Source organism: Skermania sp. ID1734, from assembly GCF_007489285.1.
In the GTDB taxonomy this organism is placed as follows: domain Bacteria; phylum Actinomycetota; class Actinomycetes; order Mycobacteriales; family Mycobacteriaceae; genus ID1734.
The window spans coordinates 274,343-287,533 of sequence record NZ_VLIY01000001.1 but is presented as its reverse complement, the minus strand read 5'-3'; the positions used below and the strand labels follow the sequence as shown (position 1 = coordinate 287,533).

General features: G+C 65.7%; 14 protein-coding genes. 8 read left to right on the top strand and 6 right to left on the bottom strand.

All coding sequences use genetic code 11. The features are described from left to right. Positions 1-4: 4 nt before the first annotated feature. Both FOS14_RS01210 and FOS14_RS01205 read left to right on the top strand, forming a co-directional pair. Positions 5-406 (top strand): VOC family protein, encoded by a 402-nt coding sequence (locus FOS14_RS01210; RefSeq protein WP_143768426.1) that lies wholly within the window; start codon positions 5-7, stop codon positions 404-406. Between the two features lie 66 nt (positions 407-472). After that, on the top strand, positions 473-1,738 hold the full coding sequence (locus FOS14_RS01205; protein ID WP_143768425.1) for an HNH endonuclease signature motif containing protein: 1,266 nt from the start codon (positions 473-475) through the stop codon (positions 1,736-1,738). A gap of 5 nt (positions 1,739-1,743) precedes the next feature. Here the strand turns inward: FOS14_RS01205 and FOS14_RS01200 are convergent, their stop codons facing one another. Together FOS14_RS01200 and FOS14_RS01195 are read right to left on the bottom strand one after the other, a co-directional pair. Beyond that, positions 1,744-3,333, bottom strand: a complete 1,590-nt coding sequence (locus tag FOS14_RS01200) for a phospho-sugar mutase (protein ID WP_143768424.1) — start codon at positions 3,331-3,333, stop codon at positions 1,744-1,746. Then, positions 3,330-4,118 (bottom strand): purine-nucleoside phosphorylase, encoded by a 789-nt coding sequence (locus FOS14_RS01195; protein WP_255449979.1) that lies wholly within the window; start codon positions 4,116-4,118, stop codon positions 3,330-3,332. Before FOS14_RS01195 ends, FOS14_RS01200 begins: the two co-directional genes overlap by 4 nt. 19 nt (positions 4,119-4,137) lie before the next feature. Between FOS14_RS01195 and FOS14_RS01190 the strand changes: the two genes are divergently transcribed. The 3 genes from FOS14_RS01190 to FOS14_RS01180 are packed head-to-tail and all read left to right on the top strand — an operon-like array spanning position 4,138 to position 7,229. Further along, on the top strand, positions 4,138-4,839 hold the full coding sequence (locus FOS14_RS01190; RefSeq protein ID WP_143768422.1) for an enoyl-CoA hydratase/isomerase family protein: 702 nt from the start codon (positions 4,138-4,140) through the stop codon (positions 4,837-4,839). A 27-nt stretch (positions 4,840-4,866) separates the two neighbouring features. Beyond that, positions 4,867-6,048: a M20 family metallopeptidase gene (locus FOS14_RS01185; protein ID WP_143768421.1), complete on the top strand. Its 1,182-nt coding sequence runs from the start codon at positions 4,867-4,869 to the stop codon at positions 6,046-6,048. Continuing rightward, positions 6,045-7,229, top strand: a complete 1,185-nt coding sequence (locus FOS14_RS01180) for a M20 family metallopeptidase (RefSeq protein WP_143768420.1) — start codon at positions 6,045-6,047, stop codon at positions 7,227-7,229. Before FOS14_RS01185 ends, FOS14_RS01180 begins: the two co-directional genes overlap by 4 nt. Here FOS14_RS01180 and FOS14_RS01175 read toward each other — a convergent pair. The 3 genes from FOS14_RS01175 to FOS14_RS01165 are packed head-to-tail and all read right to left on the bottom strand — an operon-like array spanning position 7,198 to position 8,611. Next, on the bottom strand, positions 7,198-7,878 hold the full coding sequence (locus FOS14_RS01175; protein ID WP_143768419.1) for an HAD family hydrolase: 681 nt from the start codon (positions 7,876-7,878) through the stop codon (positions 7,198-7,200). The genes FOS14_RS01180 and FOS14_RS01175 overlap by 32 nt on opposite strands. Continuing rightward, positions 7,875-8,081, bottom strand: a complete 207-nt coding sequence (locus FOS14_RS01170) for a hypothetical protein (RefSeq protein ID WP_143768418.1) — start codon at positions 8,079-8,081, stop codon at positions 7,875-7,877. The genes FOS14_RS01175 and FOS14_RS01170 overlap by 4 nt, the downstream gene beginning before the upstream one ends. Positions 8,082-8,110: 29 nt before the next feature. Further along, positions 8,111-8,611, bottom strand: coding sequence for a gamma-glutamylcyclotransferase (locus tag FOS14_RS01165; RefSeq protein ID WP_143768417.1), 501 nt, complete (start codon positions 8,609-8,611; stop codon positions 8,111-8,113). A 192-nt stretch (positions 8,612-8,803) separates the two neighbouring features. On the opposite strand from FOS14_RS01165, the gene FOS14_RS01160 reads away from it, so the two are divergent. Continuing rightward, positions 8,804-10,207, top strand: a complete 1,404-nt coding sequence (locus tag FOS14_RS01160) for an NAD(P)H-quinone dehydrogenase (RefSeq protein ID WP_143768416.1) — start codon at positions 8,804-8,806, stop codon at positions 10,205-10,207. Here FOS14_RS01160 and FOS14_RS01155 read toward each other — a convergent pair. Beyond that, entirely contained in the window at positions 10,161-10,772 is a 612-nt protein-coding gene (locus FOS14_RS01155; protein ID WP_143768415.1) for a TetR/AcrR family transcriptional regulator, read from the bottom strand. The two genes, FOS14_RS01160 and FOS14_RS01155, sit on opposite strands and share 47 nt — an antisense overlap. 73 nt (positions 10,773-10,845) lie before the next feature. On the opposite strand from FOS14_RS01155, the gene FOS14_RS01150 reads away from it, so the two are divergent. Both FOS14_RS01150 and FOS14_RS01145 read left to right on the top strand, forming a co-directional pair. Next, positions 10,846-11,694 (top strand): SDR family oxidoreductase, encoded by an 849-nt coding sequence (locus FOS14_RS01150; RefSeq protein WP_143768414.1) that lies wholly within the window; start codon positions 10,846-10,848, stop codon positions 11,692-11,694. After that, positions 11,691-13,136: an NAD(P)/FAD-dependent oxidoreductase gene (locus FOS14_RS01145; RefSeq protein WP_143768413.1), complete on the top strand. Its 1,446-nt coding sequence runs from the start codon at positions 11,691-11,693 to the stop codon at positions 13,134-13,136. The genes FOS14_RS01150 and FOS14_RS01145 overlap by 4 nt, the downstream gene beginning before the upstream one ends. Positions 13,137-13,191 lie beyond the last annotated feature (55 nt).

Here is a 13,191-nt window from a genome sequence, read left to right as displayed (position 1 = left end):
ACGCATGCCGCTCGGTCACATCGGTCTGAATGTGCCGGACCTGCAGTTGGCGAAGAGATACTACGACGCCCTGCTGCCGTTGCTGAAGTACGAGCAATTCCTCAGCGCAGCAGATCAATTCGCGTATCGTCCCGCGGACGGCAAGCGCGGCACGTATCTGTTCTTCTATCCGTCGGCTAGCGCGTCGACGTACTCGCGCGTCGATGCCGGACTGCAGCACCTGGCTTTCATTGTCGATACTCGGTCAGAGGTTGACCGGGTATACCGACATGTCACCGCGTGCGACGGTCAGGTGCTCCATCCGCCACAGCATTTTCCGCAGTATCCGCCGCCGTACTACGCAACGTTCTGGCTGGACCCGTTCGGGTTCATGCTCGAAGCCGTGTGCCACCACGATCGCGCCTGAGCAAATTCGCGCGCGGTGGTGCGAGTGGGGGGTGAATGTGTCGGTGGTCGAAGGTATGTTCGAAGAATGATGATCATCGACCCCGAACAGCTGCAGCAGTGGTCGCTGCTAGCGGTCGATGAGCTGACCGATCAGCAGGTTCTTAATTCGATCGCGCAGGTGACGCAGGCCCAGAACGTGTTAGCCGGGGTGCAGGCTCGCCTACTGGCGCGGGTCGAGGCCGCCGAGTTGACTGCGCAGCTAGGGGCGACGTCGACGGCGGCGTGGCTGGCCGATTCCGGGCGGGTGGATCCCGCGATTGCGAAACGACAGGTCGCGGTGGCCCGCTCACTGCAGACGCTGCCGGTCATGGCCGCGGCGCTACAGCGCGGGGAGATTTCCGAGGCGCACGCCGAGGCGATCGTTGCAGCGATCAGCGCCCTGCAACGGGCTTGCCCGGCCGCTGATCTGGGTGCGGCCGAACAACAATTGGTCGACGTGGCTTTGGCCGGGACTCCGGCGGCGGTGTGCGAAACCGGCCGCGAGCTGGTGTTGAGTCACGCGCCGGAGCGGGAGCCGGTCGCCGAGGACCCCGAACTCAACCGCCTCGACTACGGCACCGGTCGTGACGGGCGCGGCAAACTGCGCGCCGACCTGGACAAACTCACCTTCGAGAAGCTGCGGTCGGTCCTCGAACCGCTGGCCGCGCCGCGCCCGGGCCCCGACGCCGAACCCGACCCACGCTGCGCCGCCCAGCGCCGCGCCGACGCCCTCGCCGACATCGTGGATGCGCAGTTGAGTGGCCGCAATGGTGGGGTGGGGCGGGCGCAGGTGACGCTGGTCGCCGAAGCCAACGACCTGGTCGGCAAGGCCACGTTCGTCGACGAGGCCGGGCGCGTGAAAGACACGCGGTGGCCGTTTCACCTGTCCTGGACCGGGTCGGTGTCACGCCAGGTCGCCCAGATGCTGGCCTGTGACTGCGAGGTCACCGTGGTCGTGGTCGACGGCAACCGGGTGCCGTTGGATGTCGGGCGCAGCGAACGCCTGGTCACCCCTGCCATCCGCAAGGCGTTGATCGTGCGCGAAGGCGGCTGCGCGGTACCCGGCTGCGGGCGCCCACCGCACTGGACCGATGCCCACCACATCACACACTGGGCCGAAGGCGGCCACACGACATTGGACAACATGGTGCTCCTGTGCCGAGCACATCACCGCATGATTCACCGCGGCACCTGGCAGGTTTTCCTCGGTGACGACGGCCACCCCTGGTTCATCCCACCGAAAACCCTCGACCCCGACCGAAAACCCATGCCCGCCCACAACCGAAGACGAATCCCCGGGGAGGCGGCGTGAAAGCGCTACGCAAGCGCGCCTGCGAATTCGCGAAGTTCGCTCAAGCGTGCCTCGGCGGCCGTTCGGGCGCGCGCAAGGTCGGCCCGATCGGCAACTGGCTCAATCACTTCGAGGTAGCACTTGACCTTTGGCTCGGTTCCCGACGGTCGCACCACCATTCGGATGTTGCCGCCGTTGAATACAAGCGCATCGGTGTGCATCGGTCCGCGCCGCTCCAGGTAGTCGTCACACGAGACAGATGCGCCGGCAAGAACTTTCGGTGGGTCGGCGCGCAATCGGGCCATCACGGTCGAAATCTCGTCGGCGCGGCTCAGGTGGCGCGAGAACTGCCCAGTGGCATACACGCCGAATCGAACCGCGAGATCGTCGAGCAGATCATGCACATGCTTACCACCGGCGAGAGTGGTTGCCGCAAGATCGGCCATCAGCACCGATGCAGAAATGCCGTCCTTGTCGCGCACGAACGCGGGGTCGACGCAGTGCCCAATCGCTTCCTCGTAGGCGTACACAAGGCCGGGTCCCGCGCGCACCAACCACTTGAATCCGGTGAGGGTTTCCGCGTACCGGGCACCGTGCGACTCCGCGATGGCAGCAAGCAAACGGGACGACACGATGGTGGTCGCGACAAGGGGATCGGCAGGAGCAGCGCCCAGAATGTAATCGGCGAGCAGCGCGCCGGTTTCATCGCCGGTAAGCATCCGCCAGCCGGACGGTCCGGAGATTCCGAAGGCGCATCTGTCGGCATCCGGATCGAGGGCAATTGCGATGTCGGCGTTCACTTCTGCCGCCATACCAAGGAGCCTGTCCGTCGCACCCAACTCTTCCGGATTGGGGTAGGCGACAGTCGGAAAGTCAGGATTGGGAGCAAATTGTTCTTCCACAACATGGACGTCCGTGAAGCCGGCACGGCGCAATGCGGACACCAGAACCTCGCCGCCGACACCGTGCATGGCCGTCACGGCGATGCGCAAACGGCGGACGGACCCACGCGGCAACTCTGTAACGCGCGAAAGATACTGGCCGACAAGGTCTTGCCCAGAGCGAGTGACACTCGAGCGGGGGACCGCATTCGCTGGGCCGACGAGTCGCGTCAGCTGTTCGATCTCACGATCGGCCGGCGAAACGAGTTGCGCACCGCCGGTGACATAGAGCTTGTAACCGTTGTCGGTGGCAGGATTGTGCGAAGCCGTAATCTGCACCCCAGCTACGGCATCCAGCCTCTTGACGGCGAACGAAGTGATTGGCGTGGGCAGGGCGGCGGGCAAGAATGTCACCGGAAAGCCCGCCGCTGCAAACACTTCTGCCGCAGCCGAAGCGAACTCCGCGGACTTGTGCCGGGCGTCGTGGCCGACAACCACCCGGCCGCCTCCGAGGCAGCGACCGCGCAGCCACTCGACGACGGCGGCAGTCGTGCGGATGACCACGGCGAGGTTCATGCCGCTCGGTCCGGCGCACATCTGTCCGCGCAGTCCCGCGGTCCCGAAGGCCAGCGGGTGCTCGAAGCGCGTCGCGAGGTCGTCGTCGGGCAGAGCCAACAACTCGGCACGATCACGTGGATCGGGATCGCCAGCTATCCATTCCTGAGGCGTTGTCACAGTCGCGAAATCACCTCGCGAAGGAGCTTGCCGAGTCGCGGAGCTGCTGCTTGGCCCGCGGCAAGAACCTCGGTGTGGCTGAGTTTTTCACCCGTCACCCCGGCAGCCAGGTTGGTAACTAGCGAAATGCCGAGGACATGCGCCCCGAGCGCTCGCGCGGCAATCGTCTCTTGCACGGTCGACATGCCGACCAGATCGGCGCCAAGCGTGCGGAGCATGCGAATTTCGGCGGGTGTTTCGTAATGCGGTCCTGGCATGCCGGCGTATACGCCCTCGGTAAGCGTTGGATCGACCTCGCGCGCGAGCTCTCGAAGTTCGCGCGCATATGCATCGACAAGGTCGACGAACTGTGCACCCGTCAGTGGCGATCGACCGGTCAAGTTGAGGTGGTCGCTGATCAGCACCGGCTCACCGACGCGAAGATCAGCGCGGATACCGCCGGCGGCGTTGGTGAGGATGACCGTCTCGGCGCCAAGGGCGCACGCGGTTCGCACGGGATGGACCACTCGTGCCGGTTCGAAACCCTCATACAGGTGCGACCGGCCGAGAATGACCAGCACGAAGGTGCCATCGACGGGTATCGAAAGGACCTTGCCCACGTGGCCGGCCGCGGTGGGCGGCGAGAAACCGGGAAGCTCGCGCATCGACAGCTCAGCGGCGGGCTCACCGAGCTCTGCGGCTGCGGCTTGCCAGCCCGAGCCCAGCACCACAGCGACCCGGTGGTGTGCGGCGCCGGTATGGTCGGCGATCACCGCGGCTGCCCGTGTTCCGTCGTATCGCGTCACGCTCGTTATTGTGCCGGGTATGCCATACCTGCAACGCGACGGCGACGTCTATGTGCTTTACCTCGGTCTCGAGGGCCAGACGGACAGCGACAACCGGTTTCACCCCGACTGGATGGACCAGGTGCATGCCTTGCTCGACCAGGTCGAGGCGTCCCAGGGTCCCGCCGCACTTGTCACCACGGCAACGGGCAAGATCTTCAGCAACGGCCTGGACACCGATTGGTTGGCGGGCAACTTCGACAAGACCCACTCTTACCTGGATCGGGTGCACAGTGTGTTCGCCCGTGTGCTGGCGTTGCCGATGACGACGGTCGCAGCAATGAACGGGCACGCCTTCGGAGCCGGCGCGATGCTCGCGTCCGCGCACGACTTTCGCGTGATGCGGTCCGACCGCGGCTTCTATTGCTTGCCCGAGGCAAGCCTCAACATGCCGTTTCCGGTGGGTATGAACGCGCTGGTCACTACCCGGCTTGTCAACCAGGTCGCGGTGGAAGCGATGACCACCTCACGGCGGTACGGCGCCGACGACGCGCTGGCCGCCGGAATCGTCGACGAAGTGGCTGGTGCCGAAGAGGTGCTGGCCCGCGCGGTCGCTCGTGCCGCGGCGAACGCGGGCCGGCGCGGCGGAAACCTGGGACTCATCAAGGCCGGGCTCCACCGCGATCTGCTGGCCGCGCTGGCGGTGCCTACAGATGCGTCGAACCTGATCTTTGCTAACTGACCGCGGTCGAGTGAGAGACTTGACGCCATGAGGTCGGCAGCGGCGACGGTGACGAAAGCGAAGGACGAACTAATCGCCCTGTCGCATTCGATTCACAGTGAGCCGGAGTTGGCGTTCCACGAAACGCGCAGCGCGGCCAAGATCACCGAGCTGGCGGCGAATCATGGCTTCCAGGTCGAGCGCGGCGTCGGTGGGCTGCCGACGGCGTTCACCGCTAGCTACGGATCCGGCGATCTGGTGATCGGCATCTGCGCTGAGTATGACGCACTGCCGGAAATCGGCCACGCCTGCGGACACAACATCATTGCGGCCGCCGGTCTGGGCGCAGCGATCGGCTTGGCCGACGTCGCGGACGACCTGGGTATCACGGTCCGGCTGATCGGCACGCCCGCGGAAGAGAGCGGCGGGGGCAAGGTGCTGCTGCTCGAACGCGGCATCTTCGATGACGTAGCCGCGGCGCTGATGGTTCACCCAGGGCCGTTCGACATCGTCGGCGCTAGCTCTCTCGCGCTCGCTGACATCGCCATCGAATTCACAGGAAGGGAGGCCCACGCCTCGGCAGCGCCCGAGTTCGGACGTAATGCCGCCGACGCGGTAACAGTTGCGCAGGTAGCACTTGGCCTGCTGCGTCAGCACCTGGCGCCGGGCCAGCAGCTGCACGGGATCGTCACCGACGGTGGTGTCGCGCCGAACATCATTCCCGGCCGATCAGAACTGCACTACTACCTGCGCGCGAACACCGCGGGCTCGCTCAACGAATTGTTCGAGCGAGCGAGCGCGTGCTTCGCAGCGGGAGCGCTCGCCACCGGTTGCACACACGACGTCCGGACGGTCTCGCCGACCTACACAGAACTCACCCCGGATCCGACGCTCGTTCGGCTGTATCGGGACGAGGTTGTCGCACTCGGCAGGGCCCCGGATGCCCCGCGGCTCGAACAGTCACGTCCGCTCGGCAGTACCGATATGGGGAATGTGACCAACGTTGTGCCGGGCATTCATCCGGTGATCGGGATCGACTCCGAGGGCTCGGTGGCACACAATCCGGGGTTTGCCAAGGCAAGCGTGAACGCCTCGGCGGACAAAGCGGTTCTCGACGGCGCGATAGCGCTCGCCAATACCGCGATCCGCGTCGCCAGCGATGACACGGAACGCGCGCGCCTGCTCGAACTGCATGCCCGCAGGCTACGACGAGACGGCAGGCCACAATGAGGGCGCACGTCGAATCCTGGCTCGCCTCGCACGCGGACGACCTCGTCACCTGGCGTCGTCACATCCACGCCAACCCGGAACTCGCGCGCTGCGAATATGCGACCACCGACTTCGTCGCGAGCATGCTGACCGACGCGGGGATGTCGCCGAAGGTGTTGCCGGGTGGCACTGGCGTGATCTGCGATATCGGCCCCGACGGCCCGCGGGTCGGCCTGCGCGCGGACATGGACGCGCTGCCGCTGCAAGAGTTCACCGGCGCGACGTATGCGTCCACGGTGCCCGGCGTCTCACACGCGTGCGGTCACGATGCGCACACCACCGCGCTGCTCGGCGCTGCGCTCGCGCTCGGGGAGTTGCCCGAGTTGCCGGTCGGCGTCCGGTTCGTCTTTCAGCCGGCTGAGGAGGTCATGCCCGGTGGCGCGATTGACGTTGTCGCCACCGGCGCGATGAGCGGCGTGTCGAGCATCTACGCGCTGCACTGCGACCCGCGGTTGGAGGTGGGCCGAGTCGGGATTCGTGTCGGCGCCATCACGTCGGCGGCAGACACCGTCGAGTTGGTGCTCGACTCGCCCGGCGGTCATACGTCCCGTCCGCACCTGACGACCGACCTGGTGTACGCGATCGGCACGGTCATCACGGGACTGCCGGGCATGTTGAGCCGACGGATCGATCCCCGGACGTCGACCGTGATGGTGTGGGGCGCGGTCAGCGCAGGTCGAGCGCCGAATGCGATTCCGCAAACGGGCATGCTCAGCGGCACCGTACGCACCGGCGACCACGACACCTGGATCACGCTGGAGCCGATGGTCCGCGAGATCGTCCACGGACTACTCGCGCCGACGGGCGTGCGGTACGAGCTGAACTACCGCCGAGGCGTCCCGCCCGTCGTGAACGACGAGCACTGCACCCGCGTATTCGAAGACGCGATTCGCCAATTGGGGCCGGACGCGTTGGCGGACACGCCGCAGTCGGGCGGTGGCGAAGACTTCTCCTGGTATCTCGAACAGGTGCCGGGCGCGATGGCCCGGTTAGGCGTGTGGTCCGGCCAAGGCCCCCAGCTCGACATTCATCAACCGACCTTCGACATCGACGAACGAGCACTCGCCGTGGGCGTCCGCGTGCTTACCAACATCGTGTTCGAAAGCGCACTCAGTCCAGCAGATCGCCAATCGGACCGGTAATCCGCTCCTGTTGCAGGCTCTCGCACAGCTCGGCAACATTCTCGAAGACCGCCGCGGCACCGGCTGATTCGAGCTCATCTCGCGAAATACCGCCGGTCAGCACACCGATGCTCGGCACCCCTGCACGCACGCAGGCTTTCGTGTCCCACACGGTGTCCCCGATGAACACCGCTTGTTCCGGTCCGACCCCGGCCCGCTGCAGCGCAATCTCGACGATCGTCGGATCGGGTTTAGCCTCGTCCACATCCTTCGACGAGGTCACAGCGGATATCACATCGTCGCGGTCAAGAACCTTGCACAGCACGGCCAGCTCGTCTTCTGGCGCCGAGGTAGCCAACACCACCTGGAGACCGAGCTTCTCGACGCGTTCGAGCAGCTCGCGAGCGCCGGGAAAGGTATCCAGGAGCGGCCACATCTGCTTGTAGTAACTCGAATGCAGTTCTTTGGCATGCTCCTGAACCGAATCCGGGGCACCATCGGTGAGCGTGTCGACAAGCGTCGATCCGTCCATTCCGATGCTGCGGTGGATGCGCCAAGCCGGCACTGGCGTCCCAACATCCCGCAGGGCCCGAAACCACGTCTGCACGTGGAGGTAATTCGAGTCGACGAGGGTGCCGTCGATATCAAACAGAACAGCGCAGGACGTCATTGCGATGATCCACGGTTGCCTTCGGTGTCATCGAAGAACGACCAACCGCCGGCGTCGTCGGGATCCTTGACCTCCATGCGCCAACCCAACTCAGAGTTGTCGGCACGCACGTCAACGAACCATGCGTGCGCGTCCTCAGCACTGTCGATGTCTTTGGTGTCCACCACGTCGCCGTGGGGATCGAGCACTCGATACGTAGCCATGCAGGCAGAGTTTCCCGCAATCCGCGACGTTAATCCTGTTCGTGGGTTCCGGGGCCGACGTTGCGGCTGTTGCGGGTTCGCAGGTCTCGCACGTATTCCTCTGGGGCGCCGGCCTTTTCGGCGGCATCGGCCATCACGCCGAGGTAGCGGGCCGATGGCAGCCCACCCTCGTAAGCGTCGAGCACGTACAGCCACGCAAGCACCGAGCCCGTTTTGGCGTCGGCCACATTGGGATCGGCGTCCTGCACGTCGATGCGGAGCCGAATCTTGCGGTGAATGCCGAGCTCGGAGCCTTCCCATCGGTCAAGGCTTTGTTCGTCCTCGGGCGAGACGTCATAAAGCACGACGAAGACCTTGGACCCAGGCTCTTCTACGACGGTGGCGAGCGCGCCCTCCCAGCCGATGTCTCCGCCGCTGAAGGTCAGCCGCCAGTCGTGCAACCACCCCGTGCCGGCCATCGGGGAGTGCGGGCAACGCTCCAGCATCTGCTCGGGATCCATGTTGGACCCGTAGGCGGCATAGATCGGCACGGCGGTCAGCCTATCGCGACTTGACGTAGTCGACTGTATGCACCGTCACGCAGGGTCGATACGGTATGTGCGTGGCCCGCAGGTGGGTGCGGGTGCGGGTGTCCCGCGAGGTACAGGAGGGGCGATGAACGAGAATTGTGCGTTCATCGCGCCCGACCGGGTGCGGGTGTCCCGCAGATGACAGGAGGGTCCATGGCGCGGATTGTGATCATCGGTGGTGGCCCGGCCGGCTACGAAGCGGCGCTGGTTGCCGCTCAACACGGTGGCACCGTCACGCTCGTGGACTCCGACGGGGTCGGCGGCGCGTGTGTGCTGTGGGATTGCGTGCCGTCGAAAACCTTCATCGCCTCCACTGGACTGCGCACCGATCTGCGGCGTGCCAACGACCTCGGCATCATGCTCAGTCCCGACCACGCGACGGTGTCGATGCCGCAGGTCCATGCCCGCGTAAAAAGCCTCGCCCGCGCCCAATCCTCCGACATTAGGGCGAGGCTGCAATCGGTTGGGGTGGAATTGCTTTCCGGCCGAGGGGAGTTCGCCGATCAAGCGCGGGGGATGGCGGCCCACCAGATCCGTGCCGTACTCGCCGACGGTTCGGAGCGGACGCTCGATGCCGATGTCGTCCTCATCGCGACCGGCGCGAGCCCCCGGGTGTTGCCGAGCGCGCAACCCGACGGCGAGCGGATCCTCAATTGGCGCCAGCTCTATGACCTCGAGCGACTGCCCGAGCACTTGGTTGTGGTTGGCTCCGGCGTCACAGGTGCCGAGTTCGTTTCCGCTTACACCGAAATGGGCGTCCCGGTGACACTGGTGTCGAGCCGGGACCGGGTGTTGCCGCACGAGGACGCCGACGCCGCCATGGTGCTTGAGGACGTGTTTGCCGAGCGGGGCGTCACCCTGGTCAAGCACGCGCGTGCGGACGCCGTGGAGCGGGTGGGCGACGGCATCGTGGTCACCCTGTCGGATGGCAAGAAGGTCTCCGGCTCGCACGCTCTCATGACGGTCGGATCCGTGCCGAACACCTCTGGGCTGGGACTCGACAAGGTCGGCATCGACACCGATCGCGGTGGCTACCTGCAGGTGGACCGCGTTTCCCGGACGTCGGTTGCCGGCGTCTATGCGGCCGGCGACTGTACCGGGCTGTTGCCGCTCGCGTCGGTCGCGGCAATGCAGGGCCGCATCGCCATGTACCACGCGCTCGGCGAGGGGGTCAGCCCCATTCGGCTCAAAACTGTTGCGGCTGCGGTGTTCACCCGGCCGGAGATCGCCACGGTCGGAGTGAGCCAGGCGGCGATCGACAATGGCGAAGTGCCCGCGCGCACAGTCATGTTGCCGCTGAACACGAACCCGCGGGCCAAGATGTCGGGGCTGCGCCGTGGTTTCGTCAAGATCTTCTGCCGGCCTGCCACCGGAGTGGTCATCGGCGGCGTGGTGGTGGCGCCGATCGCCTCGGAACTGATTTTGCCGATTGCCATTGCGGTGCAAAACAACCTGACCGTCAACGACCTCGCGCAAACGTTCTCGGTCTACCCGTCGTTGTCGGGCTCGGTCACCGAGGCGGCGCGGCAGTTGATGCGCCACGACGATCTGGACTAGTCAGGATCCGCAGTGTGTCGATGAGCCCGTCGATTGGGATTGACGGATCGATCGCTCGGAACAGCCCCAAGCCGACGCCGAGAGCGAGCAGGATCGTCGCAACCTCGCGGGCCGGCAACATCAATTCGACGTCGCCGACGACGTTGGGCGCAGAGGCGATCAGGCCGAGAATGCCGTCGAGACGGCCGGCGAGATCGCTGCGGAGCTGGTCGTCGGGACGGGCGTGGATTGCGAATTCGACCTCCAACGTGGTCCACCCCGGATCGCCGATCACGCGTTGCGCCCACTCCCGCAGTCGCTCGAGCCGGGTCTCCATGTCCGGTTGCCCGACTATGGCGAGGACCTCGCCGATCTGCTCGCGCCGCACCTCATCGAGCACGGCCGTGCACAACTCGTCCTTATTGCGGAAGTTCGAATACACGGCGCCCTTCGAGTAACCGGCGGCCTCGGCGACCTTCTCGAGCGAGGTCTGCTGGTAGCCGTCCGCGAAGAACGTCTGCTTGGCGGTCTCGATCAACTGGGCCCGGGTCTGGGCCTGGCTTTCGGCGCGGGTCAATCGGGCCATACGCGTCAGTCTATGTCGTTGACATACCGAACGCCTCCAGATACCGTCGGTATCCCAACGGAGGAGGTTGCGGATGGCGTATCCGAAGATCGACATCGACGGCGCCGTGGTCGCCATCACGGGCGGGGCCCGGGGGATCGGCAAGGCGACCGCAGAACTGTTCGCAACCAAGGGGGCGACGGTATGCATCGGCGACCTGGACGCAGATGCGGCCGCCGAGAGCGCCGCCGTCATCGGCGGGACCGGCTATGGACTCGACGTGACATCGAAGGAATCGTTCGCCGAGTTCATCGGCGCGGTCCTCGCCCGCCACGGTCGGATCGACATCCTCGTCAACAATGCCGGGATCATGCCGCTGGGTGACTTCATCGCCGAAAACGACGCAACCAGTCGCGCGACCCTGGACGTCAATGTCTGGGGCCCGATCCAGGGCATGCGACTTGCGTTGCCGCACATGATCGATCGCGGCAGCGGTCACATCGTGAACGTGGCGTCGATGGCCGGCAAGCTGGTCGTTCCCGGCATGGCCGTGTACAACGCCAGCAAATTCGCTGCGGTCGGCCTGTCAGCGGCGGTGCGCGAGGAGTATCGCGACACCGGCGTGAGCGTCAGCGCGATTCTGCCGAGCGCGGTGCGCACCCGGCTGTCCTCGGGCGTGCCGCTCGGACACGGGATGCCCACGGTGGATCCCGAGGATGTCGCCCGCGCCATCGTGGACAGCGTGCGCAACCGCAGCGCCGAAATCACCGTGCCGGGCTACCTGGCCGGCTGGGATCTGGTCAACGCGGCAGTGCCCGAACGGTTGATGCGGTTGGGCCGCAAGCTGATCGGTGATCGTCGGGCTCTCACGTCGATCGACCACAGCGTGCGCGGCGCGTACGAACGGGCGATCGAGGCGCAGGCCCGCAAGGCGGACAAGTGAGCAAGCGGGAGCCGCGCGTCGTCATCATCGGCGCGGGGGTGGCTGGCATTGCCACCGCGGTGACGCTACAGAAGGCCGGATTTTCCGACGTCACGATCCTGGAAAAGGGATCCGACGTCGGCGGGGTCTGGCACTGGAACCGCTATCCCGGCCTGACGTGCGACGTGCCCTCACAGCTGTACCAGTTCTCCTTCGCGCCCAAGCCCGACTGGTCGCACGTGTTCGCCTCGGGTGCGGAGATCCAGCGCTACCTGCACGGGGTCGTCGACAAGTTCCGTTTGGACGTGCGATTGAACGCCGAGGTGACGGCCGCCGAGTTCACCGGATCCGGCTGGCACGTCACCACCGCCGCCGGCGGGGAACTGGACGCGGATTTCGTCATCGCCGCCACCGGTGTCCTGCACCACCCGTTCATCCCGGATATCCCCGGACTGGACACGTTCGAAGGCGAGGTCGTCCACACTGCCCGTTGGCGCGATGACATCACGACGGCCGGTCGGCGTATCGCGGTGCTCGGCAGCGGGTCCACCGGCGTACAGGTGGTGTCCGCACTGCAGCGCGACGCCGCGCACCTGACGCATTATGTGCGCACGCCGCAGTGGGTGATGTGGGCGCCGATGGGGCTGCCGCAGCCGGCGTTGGCGGGTGCGATCCTGAAGCGAGTGCCGCTGGCCAACCGCGCACTGTATGAGGCATTGCTGCAGGGCTCGGGCATCCTGGCCGACATCGTGACCCGGCCGAGTTGGCGGCGGCGGGTGGTGCAGGAATATGCCCGGCTGAGTTTGCGCGCGCAAGTGCCGGACGGTGTAGCGCGTCGCCGGCTCACCCCCGACTATCAGCCGCTGTGCAAGCGGCAGGTGCTTTCTGGCTCCTACTACCGCGCGATCCGTGCCCGTAACGCCGAACTGGTCGGGGAGAGGATCGAGCAGATCACGCCACGCGGTATCCGCACCGCTGACGGTCAGGAGCGCGAGGTCGATCTGATCGTGCTCGCCACGGGCTTTCAGACGCACAATTACATGCGGCCGATGAATCTGCGCGGCCGCGACGGACTCTCCATCGACGACGCGTGGGCCAAAGGTCCGCGGGCGTACCGGATGACCGCCATCCCCGGCTTCCCCAACTTCTTCACCGTGCTCGGCCCGAATTCGCCGACCGGTTCGATCTCGCTGCAGTACTCCGCCGAACTGACCGCCCGCTATATCGTCGCGTGGCTGAAACGCTTCCGGGACCACGAGTTCGACACGGTCGAGGTCACCGAGGACGCCACCGCGCGCTTCAACGACGACGTGGCCGCCGCGCTCGGGCCCACGGTATGGAACACCGGCTGCAACTCCTGGTACCTCACCGACGAGGGAAACATCGACCTGTGGCCGTTCGACCGGCGGACCATGACAAAGCTTCTCGCCAAGCCGGAGCTGACCGACTTCTATCTCAAATAATGAGATATGGGTTTCATATCATGAACATTCCTATGGGATAGTGGCAGTGGTCGCC

Bases quoted from the DNA above. Each gene is read 5' to 3' on its own strand.
- FOS14_RS01155 (WP_143768415.1), bottom strand. From the start codon at position 10,772: ATGGCCCGATTGACCCGCGCCGAAAGCCAGGCCCAGACCCGGGCCCAG.
- FOS14_RS01190 (WP_143768422.1), top strand. From the start codon at position 4,138: ATGCCATACCTGCAACGCGACGGCGACGTCTATGTGCTTTACCTCGGT.
- FOS14_RS01185 (WP_143768421.1), top strand. From the start codon at position 4,867: ATGAGGTCGGCAGCGGCGACGGTGACGAAAGCGAAGGACGAACTAATC.
- FOS14_RS01180 (WP_143768420.1), top strand. From the start codon at position 6,045: ATGAGGGCGCACGTCGAATCCTGGCTCGCCTCGCACGCGGACGACCTC.
- FOS14_RS01170 (WP_143768418.1), bottom strand. From the start codon at position 8,081: ATGGCTACGTATCGAGTGCTCGATCCCCACGGCGACGTGGTGGACACC.
- FOS14_RS01175 (WP_143768419.1), bottom strand. From the start codon at position 7,878: ATGACGTCCTGCGCTGTTCTGTTTGATATCGACGGCACCCTCGTCGAC.
- FOS14_RS01150 (WP_143768414.1), top strand. From the start codon at position 10,846: ATGGCGTATCCGAAGATCGACATCGACGGCGCCGTGGTCGCCATCACG.
- FOS14_RS01160 (WP_143768416.1), top strand. From the start codon at position 8,804: ATGGCGCGGATTGTGATCATCGGTGGTGGCCCGGCCGGCTACGAAGCG.
- FOS14_RS01210 (WP_143768426.1), top strand. From the start codon at position 5: ATGCCGCTCGGTCACATCGGTCTGAATGTGCCGGACCTGCAGTTGGCG.
- FOS14_RS01205 (WP_143768425.1), top strand. From the start codon at position 473: ATGATGATCATCGACCCCGAACAGCTGCAGCAGTGGTCGCTGCTAGCG.